The following is an 18,568-nucleotide window of genomic DNA, read 5'->3' on the forward strand; positions in this document are numbered from 1 at the left end:
GTTAGGCCGCCGCGGGCGGCGAGGAATCGGGTGTTTCCCTATCCGCCGACGTCGCCCATGGTCGGCGCGTCGCCCCTGGTCATGGCGGCGCCCAGTTCGGCTCGGGTGGTGATGCCGAGCTTGCGGTAGATCCGGGCGAGGTTCGCCTCGACGGTCTTCGGGCTGACGAACAGCTCGTCGGCGATGGCCCGGTTGGTCCGCCCGCGCGCCGCGAGCCGGGCCACCCGCTCCTCGGTGGCGGTGAGGTGCCGGGGCGTCGGCGGGCGGCCACCGACGCGGGCCAGTTCCGCCCGGGCCCGGTCCGCGAACGCCGCCGCGCCGATCGCGGTGAACTCCCCGACCGCCGCCTCCAACGCCTGCCGGGCCGGCAGCTTGCGGCGGGACCGGCGGTGCACGATCCCGGCGACGAGCAGGCAGCGGGCGCGGTCCAGCGGCAGCACCGCCGGTGGCACGGCGTCCCGCGCCGCCGCCAGCGCGTCGAGCGCGTCGCCGGGGTCGACGCCGGTGGCGCTGTCCAGCAGCGCCCGGGCCCGGGCGGAGCCCAGGGTCGTCCAGGGCCGCGGCAACCGGTGGTGCCGGGCCGTCAACCGGTCCAGCACGGCCGCCGCCCGGTCGAGATCCCCCGCTCCGACGCACGCCTCGATCCAGTCCGGCTCGAACCGCATGGCGAGCGGCTCCACCAGGCCGGTCCCGTCGATCGTCGCGGCCAGGCTGGAGTACGCGGCGGCGGCCTCCACCATCCGGCCGGCGCTTAGGGCCACGAACCCGGCAAGCTGCTGGTGGATCCGCCGGCACCAGTCGTCGTCCAGTTCGTCGGCGAGCCGCAGGCCGGACTCGGCCACCCGGGCCGCCTCGGCCAGCCGGCCCCGGTGCGCGTCGAGCAGTCCGGCCAGCCAGGTCTCGCCGACCAGGCCGGTGCCGAGCTGGTCACCGAGTTCCCGGGCCGCGGTGATGTGCCGCTCGGCCTCGGCCCAGCGGCCGGCCAGCAGCTCGGCCTCGCCCAGGTGGGAGAGCAGCTCGTGTTGCAGCGGCTCGTCGCCCCGGGCCTCGGCGCGGCCGAGCATCCGGTGCAGCCGCCGCCGGGCCCGCTCCGCGTCGTCGATCGCCTTCCACCAGATGGCGGGCACCGTGCCCGCCAGCCAGGCCGGTTCGTCGCCCTCCAGGCGCAGGGCACGGTCCAGCAGGTCGGTGCGCGGCGCCCGGCCCAGCCGTACCTCCTGGAAGAAGAGCAGGACCAGGGCGGCGGCGAGCAGTTCGTGGTCGTCGTCGCGCCCGTCCAGCAGCACGGCGGCGGCCTCGGCGTGCGCCCGGCCCTGCTCCGGGCGGTCGTCGAAGACGGCGAGGTGGGCGTGGATGCGGCCGGCCAGGGCCGAGCCGGGCCGGGCCGCCGCCAGCGCCCGGGTGCCGTTGTCCACCGCCACCCGGCCGGCCTCACCGCCGCACCAGGCCACCACGGCGCGCAGCAGCAGCGACTCCGCCCGTACGTCATCGGTGAACTCGGCCGCGACCGCGTCGGCGGCGGTGCGGGCCGCCGGGAAGTCCCCGCTGTCGAACCGGCAGCGGGCCGCCGCCAGCCGCCGGTGGCCCAGCCGGTCCCGGTCGTCGGCCGGGGTGAGCTGGGCGGCGCGCTCGTAGAGCTGGGCGGCGAAGTCGGGCGCGCCCCGGCTGTGCCACCGGCCGGCCGCGGCGGTAAGGGTCTCCGCGACGGTCGGGTCGGGATCGGTCGTGCAGAGCCCGAGGTGCCGCGCCCGCTCGTCCTGGTCGGTGACCAGGCCGGCGAGCTGCCGGTGCAGCCGGCGACGGACCCCGGGCGGGATGCCGGCCCGGACCGCCGCCGCGTACACCGGGTGGGTGAACCGCACCCCGGTCGGCGTCACGACGAGCAGCCCGGCCTCCTCGGGCGCGTCCAGCGCGGCGGTGGACACCCCCGCCGCCGCCAGGTCGACGACGGCGGGCACGGTCAGCAGCGCGGCCAGCCGCACCGCGGCGCGGCTCTCCGACGGCAGCCCGGCGAGGACGTCCGCGAGCAGGTGGTGCATGGACGCCGCCACCGGCAGGTCCTCACCGGGCGAGGGCTGGCGCGGCAGGCGTTGCAGGGCGCGCACCACCTCGATGGCCAGCAGCGGGTTGCCCTCGGCCTCCCGGGCCACCCGGACGAGCATCGGCCGGCTGAGCGTGACGCCGAGCCGCTCCCGCAGGACGTGGTGCAGCGCGCCGACGTCGAGCGGAGGCACCTCGACCCGGCCGAGCCGACCACCGTCGCGGCCCTCGTCGAGCCCGAGCGGCACCTCCCCGGGGGCGGTCCCGCCGGGCCGGCGGCTCGCCAGGGTGGCCAGGCCGGTCACCCGGCGCAGCGCGAACCGCAACGCGCGTTCACTGGGCCGGTCCAGCCAGGGCGCGTCGTCCACCGCGACGAGCACCGCCGGGTGGGTGTTCGCCGCCGTCGCGGCCTCCAGCAGCGACCGGGTGGCCGCCCCGACCACCCGTACGTCGACCGTCTCGTCGGCGTCGCCGGACAGCAGCACCACCTCGGCCGCGACCCGCTGCGGCCGGGGCAGCTCGGCCACCCGGTCGGCGAGCGGGCCCAGCAGGTCGGCCAGGGCGGCGTACGGCAGCTCGGTCTCGGCCTCGGTGGGCGCGCAGCTCAGCACCAGCCAGCCGGCGTGTGCCGCCTCGGCGACCAGCGCGCGCCACAGTTCGGTCTTGCCGATGCCGGCGGGCCCTTCCAGCAGCACCGGTCCGGGTCGGCCCAGCAGCCGCCAGGCCTGGTCGAACACCTCGTCCCGCCCGACGACGCCGTGCCGCATGGGGGAAGTCTGGCACCCGCCGCGAACGGTGGGAATCCCGCCTACGGCTGACCGGCCCAGGCCCGGCGGACGAGGTCGGCGTCCCGCCCGCGCGCCGTGTCCCGGTTCATTCCGGACGGGTTCGCCGCTGCGGTGGAGCTGGTTCGTCCGGGCGTTGCCGGGGGGGACAGCCAGCCGAGGAAGCGGGTGTGCAGCACGCCCGGGGCGGGCGGCGGCTGCGGCGGCGGTGGCTTCCTGCCCGGTACTCACGGCAGCGTACGCATCCGCAGCGCGATCCACGGCGCGACCGGTGCCGGCTTGACCTGTGCGGCGTGGCTCTCCCCTTTCGACTCCGCTGGGGGCCGCCCCGCGCCGGGTGCGCGGGGCGGCCGACGGCGCGACCGCCGGGCCTATGCCTCCACCGGCCGCGCCGTCCTCTGCGGAGAAACCCTGTCGCGCGTGACGATCCAGATACAGGGCGTAGGGGTATGGTCAGCGGACACTTCGAGACGTCGGGAGCCCATCTGGTTCCGGCCGTGGCAGGAGATCGAGCGCGAGGCGGTCTCGCTGCGCTGGTACGAGTCCATGGTGCTCCCCGGCCTGCTCCAGACGGAGGCGTACGCCCGCGCGGTGCTCGGCGGCACCGGCCTGATCGCCCTGGGCGACGTGGAGCGGCACCTGGCCACCCGGCTGGCCCGCCAGGACATCCTGCGCCGCGACGACCCGCCGCAGTTCACCGCCGTCGTCGACGAGGCGGTGCTGCGCCGGCCGGTCGGCGGTCCGGAGACCATGCGCGGGCAGTTGCACGCCCTGGTCGCGGCGTGCGGGCAGCCGCACGTGCGGGTGCACGTCGTGCCGTCCCGGGTGGGCGCGTACGCCGGCCTGAACGGGCCGTTCGTCATCGCGGCCAGCGTGGACCACCGGCTCGCCGGCTACCTGGACAACCAGCTCCAGGGACAGGTGGTCAGCGACCCGGACGACATCGCGGCGATACTGGGGGCGTGGGAGAACGTGCGCGGCGAGGCGCTGTCCCACTGGCAGTCGGTGGACCTGATCACGGAGGTGGCGCAGACATGGACCTGACCGGCGCGCGGTGGCACAAGAGCAGCCGCAGCAGCGGCAACGGCGGCGACTGCGTCGAGGTGGCCGACAACCTCCCGGGCGTCGTCGGCGTACGCGACAGCAAGGACCCGACCGGCCCGGCCCTCACCTTCCCCCCGGCGGCGTGGCGCACCTTCGTCGCCCGGGTCGCCGGCCGGAGCTGACCCGCCGGTAATTCCCGGCGTCCCGGGAGACGGTCGCGGTACGGTCCGCCGATGGACGACGGGGACGGGTACTTCGGGGAGCGGGTGGCGGCGAGGTACGACGACCCGGCGGACGAGCGGTTCGACCCGGGCGTGGTGGCCGCCACGGTGGACGTGCTGGCGGAGCTGGCCGGCGGCGGCCGGGCCCTGGAGCTGGGCGTCGGGACGGGACGGATCGCGCTGCCGCTGGCCGGTCGCGGGGTGCCGGTGCACGGCGTCGACCTGTCCCGGGCGATGGTGGCCCGGCTGCGCGCCAAGCCCGGCGGCGACGCGATCGGCGTGACGATCGGCGACTTCGCCACGACCAGGGTGGCCGGGACGTTCTCGCTCGCCTACCTGGTCTACAACACGATCATGAACCTGACCAGCCAGGCGGAGCAGGTGGCCTGCTTCCGCACCGTCGCGGCGCACCTCGCGCCGGGCGGCTGCTTCGTCGTCGAGGTGGAGGTGCCGCTGCTGCGCAAACTCCCGCCCGGCGAGAACGTCGTGCTGTGGCACACCGGCCCGACCCGGTGGGCGTACGACGTCTACGACACCGCGACCCAGGCGACCATCTCGAACTACGTCAAGGTGGTCGACGGGCGCGGCGAGTTCCGCTCGATCCCCTTCCGGTACGTGTGGCCCGCCGAACTGGACCTGATGGCCCAGCTCGCCGGGCTACGCCTGCGCGACCGCTGGGCGGGCTGGGCCGGGGAGCCCTTCACCCACGAGAGCACCGGGCACGTCTCGATCTGGGAGAAGCCGGCGTCGCGGGTCAGTCCCACTGGTTCTGGTTGAGGAACCGGGCGAAGCCCCGCCAGGAGTTCGGTCCCATCGCTCCGTCGATCGGGCCGGTGTATCCCCACCCGGTGGCGAGTCGCTGGACCGCCTTCCAGGTGTTGGTTCCGGGTACACCGTCGATCGGGCCGGTGTAGCCGTAGCCGCGCATGGCCCGTTGCAGTGCCGCGTAGGTGTTCACGCCGGGTACGCCGTCGATCGGGCCGGTGTAGCCCGAGGTGATCCGCAGCCAGTTCTGCATTCGCTTGTAGAAGATGGGGCCCGGGATGCCGTCCTGCTCGGTCGACGTCTTGGGCAGGCCACCGCCACCTGGGTTCTGGCCGACGTAGGTCAGCGGGTTGATGCGTACCCCGCTCGGGTTGATCATGTGCCAGTGCAGGTGCGGGCCGGTGGAGCTGCCGGAGCCGGGGGCGCCGACAGCACCACCCGAGCGTCCCACGATCGTACCGGCGCCGACCGCGGCACCGTTGCCCAGCAGGAACTGCGACAGGTGCATGTATTGGCTGCGGTATCCGTCCGCGTGGTAGATCGTGACGGTGTGCCCGCCCGTACCGTTGTTCGGGATGTTCTGGATGGTGCCGGCGCCGCAGGCCGGCAGGTTGGTGCCGACCCCCATCCCGAAGTCGATGCCGCCGAGCGAGCCGCTGTCGAGGTGGTCCTGCCAGGTTCCGGTGATCGGGTAACCGGTGAACGGGTTGTAGATCGCCGGCGCGGCGTGGGCGATTCCGGGCAGGCCGACGACACCGCCGACGGCGAGGGCGCCGGTGCTCAGGGCGGTGCCGCGCAGCAGCGTACGGCGGCTGAGCCCGACCGGCGTCCGGTCCTCCTTACCGCCGCAGCAGCCGGACGGGAATTCAGGGTCCATAATCGTTCCTCCGTGCGGTCGCAGGTGATCATTGACCAGGGTCATTGCGTTGTCGCGGGTGCGGTCCCCGGTCGGCCGGGGACCGTGGCCCGGACGGAGCCGTGGGCGCGGCGGCTCGATGCCGTGGTACGCCGCCTATGGAGCTGAGTCGTCCACGTCATCACCGCCGGTCGGGCCACTGCCGTCGCGTCACCCACCACCCCGTCGGGCCGTCCGCCTGCGGTCGCCGATCGCGGCGGGCGTGGGTGATGTCGTGTTCGACTCAGCTCCAAAGGAGCCGGTAGGCATACCTGCGGTGGAGCGACGCCCCACGCCAGGACCCCCCCGGACTCCCTGATCAAGCGCTCCCGCCCGACTTCGCAATCACCCTGGATCATTGGCGAGCCGAGAATAGCCCACAATGCGATGTGCATCAATGCAAGAGATAGGGGTTGAATCGGTGCTCCGCCGGCGACTTCGACCAGCGACGCTCGCCGGGACGCGCCAACGACGGCAGCCACCCCGGAGAGCCGACCCTGGGCGGCCACCGAGGCCGGGAGCGGATCGGACCGGGTGATGAAAACGTGCCCCCAACCCTCCCTATCGTTCCCTGACATGCCTATGATTGGGCACGATGAAGGAAGAAATATACTCGGTCGAGCAGGTGGCCGAGCTGCTCGGCCTGCACGTGCGCACGGTGCGCGGCTACATCCGCTCGGGCCGGCTCGCGGCGGTGCGGATCGGCAAGCAGTACCGGATCGCCCGCGCCGATCTCGACGCGCTGACCGGGCGGTCCCGGCCGGCGGCGGCCCGAGCCGGCGGCGCGTCGGTGGAGGTGTCCAGCATCGTGCAGGTCGACGGCGTCGACCGGGCGGCGGCCGACCGGCTGGGCACGCTCGTCCTGGCCGCAGCGAACACCAACCACGACCCCGCGCGCCCGCTACGCGTCCAGACCGTTTACGACGAGGAACGAGACCGGATGAAGATCGTGATCCTGGGCGCCGCCGGCGCCACCGCCGACCTGCTGCGCCTGGTCGACGCCGTGCTCGACGGCGACAACGGCCTGTTCGCCGGGGCGGTCGAGCATGCCTGACGAGGTACGGGAGCTGGCCGGGGTGACCGTGCTGGTCTGCGACCCGGCCGGCCCGCCGGTGGCGACCGTGCAGGACGCGCTGGACCTGATCGGCGCGGCCTTCCTCGGCGCCCAGGTGGTGGCCGTGCCCGCGAGCCGGCTCAACGAGGACTTCTTCTCCCTGGGCACCCGGTTCGCGGGCGAGGTCATGCAGAAGTTCGTCAACTACCGGCTACGCCTGGCCGTCCTCGGCGACATCTCGCGGCACCTGGCGGCCAGCTCCGCCCTGCGCGCCCTGGTCCACGAGTCGAACCGGGCCGAGCACGTGTGGTTCCTGCCCGACCTCGACGCCCTCGAATCCCGGCTCACCACCCCAACCTGACCCCCACCCACCCCGCCCCTTCGCGCACGCGGAGCGGGTGGGCGGGGTGGTCAGGGGTGCAGGATCAGGCGGATCGGGTTGCCCTGCTTGGACTGCACCCGCGCCACCGCCTGCTCCGCCTCGGCCAGCGGCAGCACGTCGCTGATCGAGGCGGCCAGGTTCAGCCGGCCCTGCCCCGCCAGGGCGACGAGCTGCTCGACGTGCTCGGCCTCCGAGCCGTAGTGCCCGAGCAGCGCCTGCTGGAGGTAGTTGAAGGTGCTGTCCGAGGCGATGGTGACCGGTTTGTTGGCGATGCCGGCAAGCACCAGCCGACCCCGCCGGGTCAGGACGGTGAGCGCCTGCTCCCGTACCGGCGTGACCCCGGCGAAGTCGAAGGCGACGTCCAGGCCACGCCCGCCGGTCAGCTCAAGGACGGCGTCCCGGAACGCGGCGTCACCCGGGTCGAGGGCGGCGTCCGCGCCGAGGGCCAGCGCCCGCTCGCGGGCCGCCGCGAGAGGTTCCACCGCGATGACCGGAGCGGCCCCGACCAGCCGCAGCAACTGCACGGCGTGCGCGCCGAGGCCGCCGACGCCCCACACGCCGGCCGCCTCGCCGGGGCGGGTCCGGCCGGTATCGGTGACCGCCGCCCACGGGGTGGAGACCGCGTCGGGGATGATGCAAGCCTGCTCGAAGGGCAGGTCGTCGGGGATCGGCACGATGGTGTCCTGACGGGCCACGGCGTACTCGGCCCAGCCGCCGTCGTAGTCGACACCACGGGTGAAGACGGTGCCCACGCGGTCCCGCTCCCCCGCCTGGAGCAGCACCCGCTGCCCCGGCTCCCAACCGTCGACGTCGTCACCGAGTGCGTCGACGACCCCCGCCACCTCGTGACCGAGGGTCACCACGTCGTCGGGCAGGTAGAGCGGGGTGAGGGTGCCGTCGATCAGGTGCACGTCGGACAGGCACACCCCGGCCGCCTCGACCCTGATCCGCACCTGTCCCCGGTCCGGCTCGGGGACCGGCACGGTCTCCATCCGCAGCCTCCGGTCCGCCACGTGCAGCCGTCCGGCCAGCATGTCCGCCACCACCAACACCACCCTTCCACCGGTCGCGCCGGCATGATCGCCTCCCGCGAGGGTTACCCGGGACGGATCGGAGGATGCGCCGCGGGCGTACCGGATGGCGGTTTGCTGCGACGGCCGGCCCGGCGCGGGCGGTAGCATCCGCTCGGACCCCGGCCGAAGTGAGGACACCGCGTGGGCGTGCGATTCGAGGAACTGGCCTGGCGGGAGACCCCGATCGGCGAGATCAGCCTGCGCCGGCGGCACGACCCCGCGCTGGACCGCGAGGTGTACGAGGTCAAGCTGGACGACGAGTTCCTGATGTCCAGCCTGTTCCCGGTGGCGGAGATCGAGCTGGCCCGGCTGGGGCTGGCGCCGCTGGCCGGCGAGGCCCTCGACGTCGTGGTCGGCGGCCTGGGCCTCGGCTACACGGCCCGCACCGCCCTGGAGGACTCCCGGGTCCGCTCCCTGGTGGTGGTGGAGGCGATCGAGGACGTCATCGACTGGCACCGGCGGGGCCTGCTGCCGTTCGCGTCGGGGCTGGCCGACGACCCGCGCACCCGGTTCGTCCGGGCGGACTTCTTCGCGGCGGTGGCCGACGGCGCGGGCTTCGACCCGGACGAGACCGGCCGACGGTTCCACGCGATCCTGCTGGACGTGGACCACTCCCCCCGGCACGTGCTGCACCCGAGTCACGCCCCGTTCTACACGGCCGACGGCCTGCGCCGGCTCGCCGACCTGCTGCACCCGGACGGGGTCTTCGCGCTGTGGTCCAACGACCCGCCGGACACCGACTTCCAGCGAGTGCTCACCGGGGTGTTCCCGACCTCGCTGGCCCACGTCGTCCGTTTTCCCAACCCGTTGCAGGGCCGGGAGTCCGCCAACACCGTCTACGTCGCCCGCCGGTAGCCGACCAGCCCAACCGACACCGGCGGAACTGGACGCGGCAGGCATGGTGCCGGCCGGACCGGGAAAGGCGTCCGGGGCCGCCCACGGGCGGCCATCCGGCGACCCGCAGGCCACCGACCCGCAGGGTCGGGCCGAGAGGCGGGCGACGGCCCCGGCGCCCACCTTCGAGGAGATCCGAGTGCACGACACCGCCGACCGCCCCTGGCTGCGCAGCTACGGGCCCGACGTGCCGGCCACCGTCGCCGAGCCCGCCGGGTCGCTGGTCGGCCTGATCCGGGACGCAGCCCGCCGGTTCGGTCCCCGGGTGGCCCTGGACTTCTACGGCGCCACCACCACGTACGCGGAGCTGGCCGACCAGGTGACCCGCGCGGCGGAGGCGCTGCGCCGACTCGGCGTCTCCCGGGGCGACCGGGTGGCGCTGGTGCTGCCGAACTGCCCCCAGCACGCGGTCGCCTTCTACGCGACGCTGCGGCTGGGCGCGGTGGTGGTCGAGCACAACCCGCTCTACACCGCCGGAGAGTTGGATCGGCAGCTCACCGACCACGGTGCCCGGGTGGCGGTGGTCTGGGACAAGGTCGCCCCGCTGGTGCGCGACCGGGGCGCGGTGCGGACGGTGGTCGCGGTGGACCTCACCGCCGCGTTGCCCCGGGCGAAACGGTGGGCGCTGCGGCTGCCACTGCGCCGCACCAGGGCGACCCGGGCGGCGCTGACCGGCCCCGCCCCGGGGGCGCTGCGCTGGGCCGACCTGCTCGCCGCTGCGGAGCCGCTGCCCGCCGACCATCCCGCGCCCGACCCGGACGACACCGCGCTGCTCCAGTACACCGGCGGCACCACCGGGGCGCCGAAGGGCGCGATCCTGAGCCACCGCAACCTGCGCACCAACGCCGCGCAGGGCCGCGCGTGGGTGCCTGGCCTGCGCGACGGCGAGGAGACGGTGTACGCGGTGCTGCCGCTCTTCCACGTCTACGGCGTGACGCTCTGCCTGACCTTCTCGATGGGCATCGGCGCGACGATGGTGCTCTTCCCCCGCTTCGACGTCGACCAGGTCCTCGACGCGGTCCGCCGCCGCCCGCCGACCTTCCTGCCCGCCGTGCCGCCGATCTACGAGAAGCTCGCCGCCGCAGCCCGGGAGCGCGGCGTCGACCTCACCTCCCTGCGGTACGCCATCTCCGGCGCGATGGCCCTGCCGCCCGCCACGGTCGAGCTGTGGGAGTCGGTGACCGGCGGCCTGCTCGTCGAGGGGTACGGCATGACCGAGTCCTCGCCGATCACCCTGGCCAATCCGGTCTCCCCGGCCCGGCGGCCCGGCACCGTGGGGGTGGCGTTCCCCTCCACCGACGTACGCGTGGTCGATCCCGACGACCCGACGCGGGACCGGGGCCCCGGCGAGGCCGGCGAGCTGCTGGTCCGCGGCCCGCAGGTGTTCGCCGGCTACTGGCGGCGGCCCGAGGAGACCGCACGGGCGCTGCTGCCCGGCGGCTGGCTGCGCACCGGCGACGTCGTCACGATGGACGCGGACGGCTTCGTCACCGTGGTCGACCGGATCAAGGAGTTGATCGTCACCGGCGGTTTCAACGTCTATCCGTCCGAGGTGGAGGACGCGCTGCGCCGGCTGCCCGGCGTCCGGGACGCCGCCGCGGTGGGCCTGCCGGGCGAACACGGTGCCGAGGAGGTCGCCGCCGCCGTCGTCCTGCGTCCCGGCGCGCACACCGACGAGGCCGCGTTGCGGGCCGGCTGCCGGGAGCGGCTGGCCGGCTACAAGGTCCCCCGCCGGGTGTTCGTGGTCGAGGACCTGCCCCGCTCGCAGTTCGGCAAGGTCCTCCACCGGGAGGTCCGCGACCGGCTGCGCGCCGGGCAGCCGCCCGCCCGGGCCTAGGTGACCGGCCGCGCCCGGCAGGGCTTGGAGGTGGTCATGCCGCCGGCCAGACCTCAGTCGGTAGGGTTGGCGAACAGGGGGCGGCCCAGGGGATCCCCTTAGGACGGTGCGCGTCGCGATCGCGGGTTTCCTCCGATGGAGGACGGACGACGGCGGTGGCAGCGTGGGGCACATGGCATCTCGATCCGTGCGAGGCTGGCGTCAGCTCGCCCTGTGGCTGCACGTGACGACCTCGGTGGGCTGGATGGCGCAGGCCCTGGCCATCTTCGTCCTGGTGACCACCAGCCTCACGACCCCGAGTCGGGACGTCGCCGTCAGCGCCACGGCCATGGCCCAGGTACTCGACGGCAGGCTGCTCGCGCCGCTGGCCAACGCCTCGGCGTTCACCGGGTTCATGCTCGCCGCCGCCACCCCGTGGGGGTTCTTCCGGTACCGCTGGGTGCTGGTGAAGTTCGCGATCACCCTGGTCCAGCTCCACCTGGGCATCTTCGTCCTCAGCGACGCCCTTGCCGGGTCCGCCTCGGCCGCCGCCGCGGGCCGGTCCGGGCCGGCCGTGCCGCTGGCTGCCGGATCCGCGCTGATGGCCGGGGCCATCGCGTTCCAGGCCTGGGTGTCGGTGGCCAAGCCCTGGTCGACCACCCGGTGGATGCCGAGGGACCGCCGCCGGGCCGCCCACGACACCGCGCCCCGCTGGGTCTTCGTCGCCACGGTCGCCGGAGTGGCGGCGGACCTCGCCGTCGCCGCGCTGCTCGGCCACCCCGCCCCGCTGGTCTCCCTGGCGATCCTCGGCACCTGGCTGGTGCTGCGCCGCCGGCGCGGCGGAGGCGCCGCCCGGCCGGCCGCCCCGACCAGGCCCACCCCGGCCGGCGCGACGTCCGACCCGGCGGCCCAGGCTCGACCGGCGGGCTGACGGCGCGGGACGGGGTCAGGCCGGGGCGGGCGCGCCCTGCGGCGTGGCGTCGCGCTGCTCCCACGGTGCCGGCCGGCCGAAGCCGGAACCGAGCAGGCGGGTGTGGTTCCACCAGTCGTCGTCGGTCGCGTCGAGCTGGTCGAGCAGCAGCCGGGCCGGCGGGAACGGCCGGCCCGGCCGCAACTGCGCCAGGTCGGCCAGGCACCGCCGGTCGGCCTGCGGGCCACCGGGGCGGTCCAGGCCGGCCAGGCCGGCGCGCAGGTTGTCGTACCAGGCCCGCTCGTCGTCGAGCACGGCGATCTCGTACGGGTTGACGGTGACGAACGCGCCCGGCATGGCCGCCACGCCCGCGCGCAGCAGCGCGGCGTGCCCGTCCAGCGGCCCCTCGTCGGCGAAGACGCGGGCCAGCACGGGCAGCGCCGCGTCGAGCTGGTCGAGCGCGCGCTGTTTCGGCGCGAGCGGAGCGGTGACCGTCACGTCCTCCTCGTCGTCGAAGTCGGCGGGGAACGTCGCGGTCACCAGGTCGCCCGGCCGGAACATCGCCAGCCACAGCAGCGGGACGCCGCACACGTCCTCGGCGAGCACCTGCCGGGCGATGTCCGGCACGTCCGCCCAGTCCGGGCAGATGCCCTCGTGGTCGGTGACGAAGAGGTAGCAGCGGTTGGCCATGCCGGGACGATAGCGCCCGGGTCGGACACCGGCCGCCCTACACCTCGGCGAGGGCGGGGGTGGGGGTGGGCAGGTCGTCGGCCGGGCGGCTGGCGGCCGGGGTGGCCCGGTCGGGCAGGGAGAGCCGGATGACCTTCCACCAGGCGGAGGCGACCTGCTTCGGCAGGGGCCCGGTGGTGTACGTCAGGCCGTACTTCGCGAACAGCGCGCGCACCTGCGGGGCGATCTCCTGGTAGCGGTTGCTCGGCAGGTCCGGGAAGAGGTGGTGCTCGATCTGGAACGACAGGTTGCCGGTCATGATGTGCATCAGCCGGCTGCCGCTGATGTTGGCCGAGCCGAGCATCTGCCGCAGGTACCACTCGCCCCGGGTCTCCCCCTCGATGGAGGTCTTCTCGAAGGTCTCCACCCCCTCCGGGAAGTGCCCGCACATGATCACCGAGTGGCTCCACAGGTTGCGGATCAGGTTCGCGGTGAAGGTGGCGGCCAGGGTGCTGAGGAACGACGGGCCGGACAGCAGCGGGTGGACGATGTAGTCCTTGAGGAACTGGCGGCGGATCTTGCGGCCGACAGCCCGGGCCCGGGCCCGGAACTCCGGGGCCTTGTGCCGCCCCTTGCGCAGGTTGCGGCCCAGCTCCAGGTCGTACGCGGCGATGCCGTACTCGAAGAAGCAGGCGTTGATCAGGTTCCACAGCGGCTGGCCGAGGTGGATCGGGTGCCACCGCTGGTCCTCGTCGACGCGCATGATGCCGTACCCGAGGTCGTTGTCCCTGCCGAGCACGTTGGTGTACGTGTGGTGCAGCTCGTTGTGCGAGTGCTTCCACTGCTCGGCCGGGGAGACGTGGTCCCATTCCCAGGTGGTCGAGTGGATCTTCGGGTCGCGCATCCAGTCCCACTGGCCGTGCAGGACGTTGTGGCCGATCTCCATGTTCTCCAGGATCTTGGCCACGGCGAGGCCGGCGGTGCCGACCAGCCAGGCCGGCGGGAACAGCGAGAACAGCAGCACGGCCCGGCTGCCCAGCTCCAGCCGGCGCTGGGTGGAGATCACCCGACGGATGTAGGCGGCGTCCCGTTCTCCCCGGCTGGCGATCACCCGGTCGCGGATGGCGTCGAGTTCCCGGCCCAGCGTCTCGATGTCCTCGGCGGTGAGGTGGGCGATCGGGTTGACGGGCTTCTTCTGGATCGCGGTCAAATCCGGTTCTCCTGTCAGAGGTCGATGTCGCAGGTACCGGCCGCCGCCGACACGCAGGTCTGGATGAGCACGCCGTCGCCGGGGACGGCGGTGGTGACGTCGCCGTTGCGCAGGTCGCGGACGGCGCCCTGGCGCAGCGGCACCACGCAGCCGAAGCAGATGCCCATCCGGCACCCGGACGGCATCAGCACCCCGGCGTCCTCACCCACGTCGAGCAGGGCGGTGCCGCCGTCGGCGCCGACGGTGACCCCGGCCCGGGTGAAGGTGACCGTGCCCCCGGCGCCGGGGGAGATCACCGTGGGCCGGAACCGCTCGGTGTGCAGCCGGTCGGCCACCCCGTGGCCGGCCCAGTGCGCCTCGACCGCGTCGAGCAGGCCGACCGGGCCGCACGCCCAGGTCTGCCGGTCGAGGTGGTCGGGCACCAGGTCGGCCAGCTCGGCCACGCCCAGCACGCCGTCGGTGTCGGTGTGCCGCTCGACGAGGCGGATCGCGCCCTGCCGGGCGAGGCCGCGCAGCTCGTCGGCGAACACCACGTCGGCCGGGGTCGGCGCGGAGTGCACCAGCACGACGTCGGCGGAACCGGTCGCGCCGGCGCGGAGCATCCCCATCACCGGGGTGACGCCGCTGCCGGCGGTGACGAACAGGATCCGCTCCGGGGCGGTCGCGGGCTGCACGAAGTCGCCCTGCGCCTGGTCGAGCTGGACCAGCGTGCCGGGCGTGGCCCTGCGGACCAGGTGGTTGCTGACCCGGCCGTCCGGGATCGCCTTCACGGTGACCGAGATCAGCCCGTCGCGGCGGCCGGGGACGGAGGTGAGCGAGTACGCCCGCCACTGGCGGACCCCGTCGACGTCCACGCCGAGGCGGACGTACTGCCCGGGGGTGTGCCCGCGCCAGCCCCGCCCGGGGCGGATGGTCACCGTCGCCGCGTCCCGGGTCTCGGGACGGACGTCGACGATCCGCCCGCGCAGGGCGGCCCCGGAGCGCAGCGGGGCGACCAGGTCGAGGTAGTCCTCGGGCAGCAGGGGCGTGGTGACCGTCTCGGCGAGCCGGAACAGCCTGTCCCGGACAGTGAGCTTGCCGGACGGGCGCGGGACGGTGGTGGTCATACGACCAGGGTGACGGGCACGATCGCATAACATCTTGGCCAAGGAAGGTGAATCAACCGCAGGGGTTTGTTCCGGGAGAACAATCGATGTCGGAAGGGTCCGGGACCAGCCGCCGCGCTGCCCACCTCGAACTGGACGAGCCGATGGCCGCCCGGCTGCGCGCCGCGCTGCCCCTGGTCGCCGAGCGTACGATCACCGCCATCACCGCCGAGGTGCCCGCCTACTCCGGCACCCTGACCGGGCAGATGCGGGAGAAGATCGAGAACGCGGTACGCATCGCGCTCGGCACGTTTCTCCAGCTCATCGGGCGTCCCCAGGCGTCGGACCCGAGCACCCCGCTGACCCCGGCGCTGGAGGCCGCGTACGCGCTGGGCAGCGGCGAGGCCCGCTCCGGTCGCAGCATGGACGCGCTGCTGGCCGCGTACCGGGTGGGGGCGCGGGTGGCCTGGCGGGAGGTCTCCACCACCACCGTGCGCAGCGGCCTCGCCGCGGCGACCGTCGCCGAGTTCGCCGAGCTGATGTTCGCCTACATCGACGAGCTGTCCGCCGCCAGCGTGGCGGGGCACGCCGACGAGCTGGCCAGCGTCGGCCGGGCCCGCCGGCGGTCCCTGGAACGGCTGACCCAACAGCTACTGGCCGGCGAGGCCGAGGACGTGCTGCGGCGCGGCGCCGAGCGGGCGGACTGGCCGGTGCCGCAGACCCTGACCGTCGTGCTGCTGCCCCGCAGCGGCCTGCGCACCGTGCTGACCGCCCTGAGCCCGCACACCCTGGAGAGCGGGGAGGACATGCCGGGGGTGGACCCGACCGAGGAGCTGGCCGTGCTGCTCGTGCCGGACGCGCACGGCGGGCGGCGGCGGCAGCTCACCCGGGTGCTGCGCGGGCACCGGGCGGTGCTGGGGCCCGCCCGGCCGTGGCACCGGGTGGCCGGGTCGTACGAGCGGGCGACCCGGGCGCTGCTGCTCGGGCTGCCCCGGGCCGGCGCCGACGCGCCGCTGGACACCGAGCAGCACCTCGCCGAGCTGCTGCTCAGCACCGACCCGGAGGCCCTGGCCGACCTGCGCGCCCAGGTGCTGCGCCCGCTGGCGTCGCTGCCGCCGGCCACCGCCCACCGGCTCGCCGAGACGCTGCGCGCCTGGCTGCTGCACCAGGGCCGCCGCGACGACGTGGCGGCGGCCCTGTTCGTACACCCGCAGACCGTGCGCTACCGGATGGCCAAGGTGCGGGAGCTGTACGGCGAGCGGCTGCACGACCCGGCGACCGTGCTGGACCTGACGCTGGCCCTGGCGCTGCTCCCCGCCCCGGAGGAGGCGAGCTGAGCCGGCGCCGGGCCGGCACCGCAGCCGGAGAGCCCCGGTCGGTCCACTCCGTTCACAAAGAACCCTTTTGCGTATTATCAGGCGCTACGCTGGATCCGTGCGGAGAGTGCAGCTCGTAACCCTGCTGGGAGTGGCGCTGCTGGCCGCCCACGGCTGCACCGTCGCCGACGGCGAACAACGGAAGCCGCCCTCCGCCGCACCGGCGTCGACCGGGTCGCCCTTCGGCCCGCTGGTCGCGGGCATGCCGGCGTACCCGAAGGCGGGCGATGTCTACGCGGCCGTGGGACCGGGCATGCTGGCCGAGCCGGTGCGGTCCGACCGGGCCCTGGTCTACGTGCCCAACACCAAGAGCAACGACGTGTCGGTGATCGACCCGGCCACGTACCAGGTGGTCGACACGTTCCCCGGCGGGCCCGAGCCGCAGCACGTCGTGCCCGCCTACGACCTGCGGACGCTGTACGTGGCCTCCAGCAAGATTCCCGACGGCGGCCTGGTGCCCATCGACCCCCGCACCGGCAAGCCGGGGACGTTCCGGAAACTGGAGGACGTCTACAACCTCTACTTCACCCCGGACGGCCGGCAGGCCATCGTGGTCGCCGAGGCGTACCAGCGACTGGACCTGTACGACCTGGGCACCTGGCAGCGGACCCGGTCGGTGCGGTTCCCCTCGTGCGGCGGCATCAACCACATGGACTACTCCGCGAACGGAAAGGTCATGCTGTTCAGCTGCGAGTTCGCCAACCGCATGATCGTGCTGGACACCACCACGCTCGACAAGCTGCGCGAGTTCAGGCTGACCGAGACGCCCGACGGGATGCCGCAGGACACCCGGCTCACCCCGGACGGACAGCACTTCCTGGTCGCCGACATGCACGCCCACGGCGTGTACGTCTTCGACGCCCAGGCCACCCGGCAGACCGCGTTCGTTCCCACCGGCAAGGGCGCCCACGGCATCTACTTCAGCCGCGACGGAAGGCTCGCCTACGTCACCAACCGCGACGCCGGCAGCATCACCGTGCTCGACCTGGCCACCCTCAAACCCGTCACCACCTGGAAGATCCCCGGTGGAGGGAGCCCCGACATGGGCGGTCTCTCCGCCGACGGGGGCACCCTGTGGCTGTCCGGCCGCTTCCACAACGAGGTCTACGCGATCCGCACCAGCGACGGCAAGCTGCTCGCCCGGATACCGGTCGGCGCCGGCCCGCACGGGCTCACCGTCTGGCCCCAGCCCGGCCGCTACTCCCTCGGCCACACCGCCAACATCCGCTGACGTTCCGCGCCACCGGAGGGCGCCCGGCTGCTGCTCGCAGTGGTCGCCCCGGCCCGTGCCCCCAGTCGCGGGGTCGCAGGCGGCCCGGCGGCTGGTGCCGACGATCGGCGCCACCGGCCAGTGGGCGGCACCGGCCGGCCGGAGCCACGGGGGTCACGGGGCACGCAGGATGTACGCGACCGCCTCCCGGGCAGAGGTGGCCCGGGTCGGCGGGCCGACCAGGTAGTCGAGGACCCGCGCCCAGGACGGCACCACCAGCAGGTGACCGGCGTCCGGGACGACCTCCAGGCGGGCGTCGGGCAGCGCGTCGCGCCACCAGCGACCGTGCTCCGGGCCGGCCAGGGCGTCGTCGGCGCCGTACAGCAGCAGGGTGGCCGCGCGCACCTGGTCGGGCGTGAAGCCCCAGGGGCGCAACACGTACCCGGCGATCTCGTCGACCAGCCCCCGCGCGCCCTGCGCGAACGCCGTGGCGAGCAGGTCGGCGAACTGCCGGGCGGCACCGGGGGTGGCCAGCGCGGCCTCGTCGGCCGGGCCCGCCCCGAGCAGCGTCCGCAACGCCTGCGGATCCTGCGGATCGGCCGGGACCAGGCCCGCGAGTTCGGCGTCGAGCCGGTCCCGGACCTGCTCGACCGGCTGGCCGCGCAGCGCCGCCAACTGCTCCCGCTGCCCCGGGTCGACCCAGGGGACCTCCTCGTCGGGGGCGGGGGTGGCCAGCACCGCGAGCCGGCGCACCAGTTCCGGCCGGCGGGCGGCCAGCGCCAGGGCGACCCGGCCGCCGGCCGACCACCCGACCACCGGCACCGGGCCCAGGCCCCGCTGGTCCAGCAGTTCGGCGAGATCGTCGGCGGCGGACGGCACGTCGGCCCACCCGGTGGCCGGGTCGGAGCGGCCGTAGCCGGGCCGGTCGAGGGCGAGCAGGGTGACCCCGGCCGCGCGGGTGGCGGCCGGGTCGGGATCGAACGCTCCGGCGCCCGGGGCCGGGTGGCAGAACACCACCACCCGCCTGCCGGCCTCCGCACCGAGCCGGTGCACCATCGCCCGCCGACCGTCCCTGAGCGTGATGATCTCCCCGGTGCTGGACATGCGGCCGAGTCTGGCAGCGGTGTTCCGACCCGGAG

At 74.5% G+C, this 18,568-nt stretch carries 17 protein-coding genes; 10 read left to right on the top strand and 7 right to left on the bottom strand.

Annotation, left to right across the window (positions count from 1 at the left end; translation table 11 throughout):
- Positions 1-38: 38 nt before the first annotated feature.
- A complete protein-coding gene (locus C5N14_RS10140) occupies positions 39-2,807 on the bottom strand; it encodes a LuxR family transcriptional regulator (RefSeq protein WP_117667831.1) in 2,769 nt (922 codons plus the stop codon).
- 438 nt (positions 2,808-3,245) lie between these two features.
- Between C5N14_RS10140 and C5N14_RS10145 the strand changes: the two genes are divergently transcribed.
- Genes C5N14_RS10145 through C5N14_RS10155 form a run of 3 tightly spaced genes read left to right on the top strand, consistent with a single transcriptional unit; the run spans position 3,246 to position 4,867 of the window.
- Positions 3,246-3,869, top strand: coding sequence for a DUF5753 domain-containing protein (locus C5N14_RS10145; protein ID WP_371685827.1), 624 nt, complete (start codon positions 3,246-3,248; stop codon positions 3,867-3,869).
- Positions 3,860-4,051 carry a DUF397 domain-containing protein gene (locus C5N14_RS10150; protein ID WP_117667832.1) on the top strand — a complete coding sequence of 64 codons (192 nt, stop codon included), beginning with the start codon at positions 3,860-3,862 and terminating at the stop codon, positions 4,049-4,051. The genes C5N14_RS10145 and C5N14_RS10150 overlap by 10 nt, the downstream gene beginning before the upstream one ends.
- Positions 4,052-4,102: 51 nt before the next feature.
- Positions 4,103-4,867, top strand: coding sequence for a class I SAM-dependent methyltransferase (locus C5N14_RS10155; protein WP_117667833.1), 765 nt, complete (start codon positions 4,103-4,105; stop codon positions 4,865-4,867).
- Here C5N14_RS10155 and C5N14_RS10160 read toward each other — a convergent pair.
- Positions 4,845-5,732, bottom strand: coding sequence for a peptidoglycan DD-metalloendopeptidase family protein (locus C5N14_RS10160; RefSeq protein ID WP_117667834.1), 888 nt, complete (start codon positions 5,730-5,732; stop codon positions 4,845-4,847). The two genes, C5N14_RS10155 and C5N14_RS10160, sit on opposite strands and share 23 nt — an antisense overlap.
- Before the next feature lie 613 nt (positions 5,733-6,345).
- Between C5N14_RS10160 and C5N14_RS10165 the strand changes: the two genes are divergently transcribed.
- Both C5N14_RS10165 and C5N14_RS10170 read left to right on the top strand, forming a co-directional pair.
- Entirely contained in the window at positions 6,346-6,804 is a 459-nt protein-coding gene (locus C5N14_RS10165; RefSeq protein ID WP_117667835.1) for a helix-turn-helix domain-containing protein, read from the top strand.
- Positions 6,797-7,165, top strand: coding sequence for a DUF4180 domain-containing protein (locus tag C5N14_RS10170; protein WP_117667836.1), 369 nt, complete (start codon positions 6,797-6,799; stop codon positions 7,163-7,165). The genes C5N14_RS10165 and C5N14_RS10170 overlap by 8 nt, the downstream gene beginning before the upstream one ends.
- Before the next feature lie 50 nt (positions 7,166-7,215).
- Here the strand turns inward: C5N14_RS10170 and C5N14_RS10175 are convergent, their stop codons facing one another.
- Positions 7,216-8,232, bottom strand: a complete 1,017-nt coding sequence (locus tag C5N14_RS10175) for a zinc-binding dehydrogenase (RefSeq protein WP_243639397.1) — start codon at positions 8,230-8,232, stop codon at positions 7,216-7,218.
- A gap of 168 nt (positions 8,233-8,400) precedes the next feature.
- Between C5N14_RS10175 and C5N14_RS10180 the strand changes: the two genes are divergently transcribed.
- The 3 genes from C5N14_RS10180 (at position 8,401) to C5N14_RS10190 (ending at position 11,900) form a co-directional block, all read left to right on the top strand.
- A complete protein-coding gene (locus tag C5N14_RS10180) occupies positions 8,401-9,114 on the top strand; it encodes a spermidine synthase (protein WP_117667837.1) in 714 nt (237 codons plus the stop codon).
- Between the two features lie 178 nt (positions 9,115-9,292).
- Positions 9,293-10,990, top strand: a complete 1,698-nt coding sequence (locus tag C5N14_RS10185) for a long-chain-fatty-acid--CoA ligase (RefSeq protein WP_117667873.1) — start codon at positions 9,293-9,295, stop codon at positions 10,988-10,990.
- 172 nt (positions 10,991-11,162) lie between these two features.
- Positions 11,163-11,900, top strand: a complete 738-nt coding sequence (locus C5N14_RS10190) for a hypothetical protein (protein ID WP_207892688.1) — start codon at positions 11,163-11,165, stop codon at positions 11,898-11,900.
- A 15-nt stretch (positions 11,901-11,915) separates the two neighbouring features.
- Here the strand turns inward: C5N14_RS10190 and C5N14_RS10195 are convergent, their stop codons facing one another.
- The 3 genes from C5N14_RS10195 to C5N14_RS10205 are packed head-to-tail and all read right to left on the bottom strand — an operon-like array spanning position 11,916 to position 14,864.
- Positions 11,916-12,569 carry a hypothetical protein gene (locus tag C5N14_RS10195; protein ID WP_117667838.1) on the bottom strand — a complete coding sequence of 218 codons (654 nt, stop codon included), beginning with the start codon at positions 12,567-12,569 and terminating at the stop codon, positions 11,916-11,918.
- A gap of 37 nt (positions 12,570-12,606) precedes the next feature.
- On the bottom strand, positions 12,607-13,758 hold the full coding sequence (locus C5N14_RS10200; RefSeq protein ID WP_117667839.1) for an acyl-CoA desaturase: 1,152 nt from the start codon (positions 13,756-13,758) through the stop codon (positions 12,607-12,609).
- A 14-nt stretch (positions 13,759-13,772) separates the two neighbouring features.
- The gene (locus tag C5N14_RS10205; RefSeq protein WP_117667840.1) at positions 13,773-14,864 is read right to left on the bottom strand and encodes a ferredoxin reductase; all 1,092 of its coding nucleotides are present in this window, start codon (positions 14,862-14,864) and stop codon (positions 13,773-13,775) included.
- Between the two features lie 86 nt (positions 14,865-14,950).
- Here C5N14_RS10205 and C5N14_RS10210 point away from each other — a divergent pair, with 86 nt between their 5' ends.
- Positions 14,951-16,180 carry a CdaR family transcriptional regulator gene (locus tag C5N14_RS10210; RefSeq protein WP_117667841.1) on the top strand — a complete coding sequence of 410 codons (1,230 nt, stop codon included), beginning with the start codon at positions 14,951-14,953 and terminating at the stop codon, positions 16,178-16,180.
- Between the two features lie 97 nt (positions 16,181-16,277).
- A complete protein-coding gene (locus C5N14_RS10215; protein WP_243639399.1) occupies positions 16,278-17,450 on the top strand; it encodes a YncE family protein in 1,173 nt (390 codons plus the stop codon).
- Positions 17,451-17,603: 153 nt separating this feature from the next.
- Here the strand turns inward: C5N14_RS10215 and C5N14_RS10220 are convergent, their stop codons facing one another.
- Positions 17,604-18,533 carry an alpha/beta fold hydrolase gene (locus C5N14_RS10220; protein ID WP_117667842.1) on the bottom strand — a complete coding sequence of 310 codons (930 nt, stop codon included), beginning with the start codon at positions 18,531-18,533 and terminating at the stop codon, positions 17,604-17,606.
- Between the last annotated feature and the right edge of the window lie 35 nt (positions 18,534-18,568).

The sequence above is a fragment of the Micromonospora sp. MW-13 genome, from assembly GCF_003434305.1.
GTDB lineage: Bacteria > Actinomycetota > Actinomycetes > Mycobacteriales > Micromonosporaceae > Micromonospora.